Raw genomic sequence first — 3,369 nt, 5'->3', positions numbered from 1 at the left:
CTGTCCGGGAAATTTTTTAAATTCGCTCATTAGTTATCGTTTAAGTGTGGTAACTCAAACTTAACTAATATGGGTGGTTCTTTGGAACTGCCCTTTTTTTGTACCTTCTAATTAAGATTTACCCGGACAACAATGATTATAAAAGATTAAAAGAAGAGGGAAGATAGTAGCGAAATCCGCTAATATCTTCCCTCTTCTTTTTAAAATCTCCCCAAATCATAAAAACAAAAATCTGGAAAATCATCTAAATCAGTATAATCCTGAAAAAGACAATCGCCGAAGGCGATCCCCTCCGCATCCCGCTGCATAAAACAAAATTCCTGTACCTTTGGTACTCTTCTAAAATATCAGAAACTATTGCAAGCAACAGTATATAAATCAACGGGAAGCTGGTATGTGGTAAAAACTGCCACAGGTGAAACATTTCAGGCAAGAATGAAAGGTATTTTCAAGAAAGATGAAGATATTACTTCTACTAACCCCATTGCCGTGGGCGATACGGTGGAAATAGTGCCAGACGATAGTGACGCGAATGCCAAAAATGCCATGATAACGGAAATCGGCGCCCGCAAGAATTATATCGTGCGGAGCTCTCCGCATGGGAAAAATAAAAAACACATTGTAGCCGCTAACCTGGATCAGGCCATGCTGATTTGTACGGTGAAGGAGCCACGCACCTCACAGGGCTTCATAGACCGCTTCCTGGTGACAGCTGCAGCCTATCACATTCCGGTGATACTGGTGTTCAACAAAAAAGATATTTATAAAGAAAAGGAAGCAGAGAAATACGGAGAACTCGAGGAACTATATGGTAGCATTGGTTATCAGGTATTGTTAATATCTGCCTCAAAAGGCGATAGCGTAGATGAGGTAAGGGCCTTGCTGAAAGATAAAACCACCCTGATGGCCGGACATTCCGGTGTAGGGAAATCTTCTCTGATCAATGTACTGATGCCCGGTTTGGACCTCAGAACCAAAGCCGTGAGTGGCTGGAGCGGCAAAGGATTACACACCACTACTTCCGCCGAAATGTATGACCTGCCCTTTGGCGGCTGTTTAATTGATACCCCCGGCGTGCGGGAATTTGGTATCGTAGACATCCCGAAGCCGGAATTATCCCACTATTTCCTGGAAATGCAACCTTATATTACCCAGTGTCAGTTTAATAACTGTTTGCATATCAATGAACCTGGTTGTGCTGTGAAAGTGGCCGTAGAAGAAGGGCATATCGATGTAGACAGGTATGTTAGCTATGCTACCATACTGGAAACCATACAGGAAGAACAATATTAATCAGCCTTTTTTGGGTTTACCCAATTCGTCCAGTACTTTTTCTGCTCCCCAGTTACGTTTAGGCAGCGGACAACCTTTTTTCTGTGTACGACAGGCCGCCAGCAATACAACAGCCAGTAATAAGATAATAGAGACGGTTTTGCGCATGAGTGAATTTTTAAAATAAACGACTCATTTGTTTACCCGCCTTGCGGTTGCTTTGCTTGATATCTTTCGTGTAATAATTAGAAGAGGGGCATCCTGTTTTCTGCGATGAACAGCTGGCCAACAGGATGCTGCCTAATAAGAGCAGGCACAAAATAGATTTCATAGGAGGGTATTTGCCTGCAATATAATGTTTTTCTATAACATGAGCTGGTTATGGTTGCTTTACTTCTTCTGCCTCCTGGTACCAGGACGCGTACATGTTGTAGTTCCTGGAAATGCGGTTTATTTCTCCCTTAATCAGGGCCATGTCAATATCTTTTACCTTTTTGGCAGGCACCCCGGCATAAATAGTACCTGGTTCCACATTGGTACCACTGAGTACCACCGCGCCGGCGGCAATAATACTATTACTGCTGATATGTGCATTGTCCATTACGATAGCACCCATTCCCACCAACACATCATCATCGATCGTACAGCCATGCAGAATAGCATTGTGGCCAATAGACACATTATTGCCTACAATGGTTTTTGACTTCTGATAGGTACAATGGATCACCGCACCATCCTGGACGTTCACATTTTCGCCCAGACGAATACTGTTTACATCGCCACGAACAACGGCGTTGAACCATACCGTGCAGCCTTTGCCCATTACTACATCCCCTACTATAGTAGCGTTGGGAGCAATGAAACAGTCTTCTGGAATTTGAGGAGTAATTCCTTTTAGTGGAATAATGTGCGCCATAATAAAGTGTTTTAGTGCTTACGTTACAAATATAACAATTACTAATTAGCAGTTGTTTTCTAACTTCGCAAAGAACAGAGCAGTAAGTGATATGAACAACAGGCAACTTTTTTTGCAACACGTAGCGCAAACTTCTGATGCTCCTCTGGCATTGGAAATAGTGAAAGCGGAAGGGATGTACATGTGGGATGTAAATGGCAAGCGGTACCTCGACCTCATTGCCGGCATCAGCGTATGTAACGTAGGACACTGCCATCCGGCAGTCGTAAAGGCCATACAGGAACAGGCGCAGCAATATATGCACCTGCTGGTATATGGCGAATTCGTACAGTCGCCACAGGTGGCATTTGCCACACTACTCACGGAACATTTACCAGCGCAACTGAACTGTGTATATTTTACCAACTCCGGTGCAGAAGCCGTAGAAGGAGCCATGAAGCTGGCGAAACGCTTTACCGGCAGAACAGAAATCGCGGCTTTTAACCGCAGCTATCACGGCTCTACCCAGGGGGCTTTAAGTATCCTGGGAGATGAATACTGGCGCAATGCTTACCGCCCTTTATTACCAGGCATTCAACACCTGGAATATAATAATTTTGAATCGCTGGAGCTGATTACACATAACACGGCTGCCGTTATTGCGGAAACTGTACAGGCAGAAGGCGGTGTAAACATACCACAACGGGAATGGCTACACGCACTACGCGCTAAATGTACCGCCACCGGTGCCTTGTTGATTTTAGATGAAATTCAATGTGGATTCGGGAGAAATGGTACGCTGTGGGCATTCGAACAATTCGGTATCATACCAGATGTTTTATTGCTGGGCAAAGCATTAGGCGGCGGTATGCCTTTAGGCGCTTTCATTGCCTCCCGCGAAATTATGTGGACATTGACCAACAATCCAGTGCTGGGGCATATTACTACTTTTGGCGGGCATCCGGTGAACTGTGCGGCCGGCCGCGCAGGCCTCCAGGCCTTGCTGGATCAGGATTTGTTAAAAGATGTGAAAGCAAAGGAGCAATTATTTCTGCAACACCTGAAACATCCGGCTATTAAATCTGTCCGCTCCCTTGGATTGATGATCGCCGTGGAGTTTGAAAATTTCCCTGTCAACAAAAAAATAATCGACTACTGTATTGCCAATGGCATGGTCACCGATTGGTTTTTGTTTGCAGCAG

5 protein-coding genes are annotated in these 3,369 nt (G+C 44.6%); 2 read left to right on the top strand and 3 right to left on the bottom strand.

The features are described from left to right. Positions 1 to 357 precede the first annotated feature (357 nt). Positions 358 to 1,293 carry a ribosome small subunit-dependent GTPase A gene (rsgA, locus tag VIP81_RS33455; RefSeq protein ID WP_331972626.1) on the top strand — a complete coding sequence of 312 codons (936 nt, stop codon included), beginning with the start codon at positions 358 to 360 and terminating at the stop codon, positions 1,291 to 1,293. Here the strand turns inward: rsgA and VIP81_RS33450 are convergent, their stop codons facing one another. The 3 genes from VIP81_RS33450 to VIP81_RS33440 are packed head-to-tail and all read right to left on the bottom strand — an operon-like array spanning position 1,294 to position 2,188. Further along, positions 1,294 to 1,440 (bottom strand): hypothetical protein, encoded by a 147-nt coding sequence (locus tag VIP81_RS33450; protein WP_331972623.1) that lies wholly within the window; start codon positions 1,438 to 1,440, stop codon positions 1,294 to 1,296. It abuts the gene before it with no gap. Positions 1,441 to 1,450: 10 nt separating this feature from the next. Further along, complete coding sequence (locus VIP81_RS33445) at positions 1,451 to 1,603, bottom strand: hypothetical protein (protein ID WP_331972620.1); 153 nt, start codon at positions 1,601 to 1,603, stop codon at positions 1,451 to 1,453. 48 nt (positions 1,604 to 1,651) lie between these two features. After that, positions 1,652 to 2,188 carry a gamma carbonic anhydrase family protein gene (locus VIP81_RS33440; RefSeq protein ID WP_331972617.1) on the bottom strand — a complete coding sequence of 179 codons (537 nt, stop codon included), beginning with the start codon at positions 2,186 to 2,188 and terminating at the stop codon, positions 1,652 to 1,654. Positions 2,189 to 2,279: 91 nt separating this feature from the next. On the opposite strand from VIP81_RS33440, the gene VIP81_RS33435 reads away from it, so the two are divergent. Beyond that, positions 2,280 to 3,369 (top strand): aspartate aminotransferase family protein (locus VIP81_RS33435; RefSeq protein ID WP_331972614.1); only part of this gene is annotated, 1,090 nt, incomplete at its 3' end.

The sequence above is a fragment of the Chitinophaga sp. genome, from assembly GCF_036566945.1.
Classification (GTDB): domain Bacteria; phylum Bacteroidota; class Bacteroidia; order Chitinophagales; family Chitinophagaceae; genus Chitinophaga.
The sequence above is the reverse complement of the archived record's forward strand: the minus strand, read 5'-3'. Positions and strand labels throughout refer to the sequence as shown.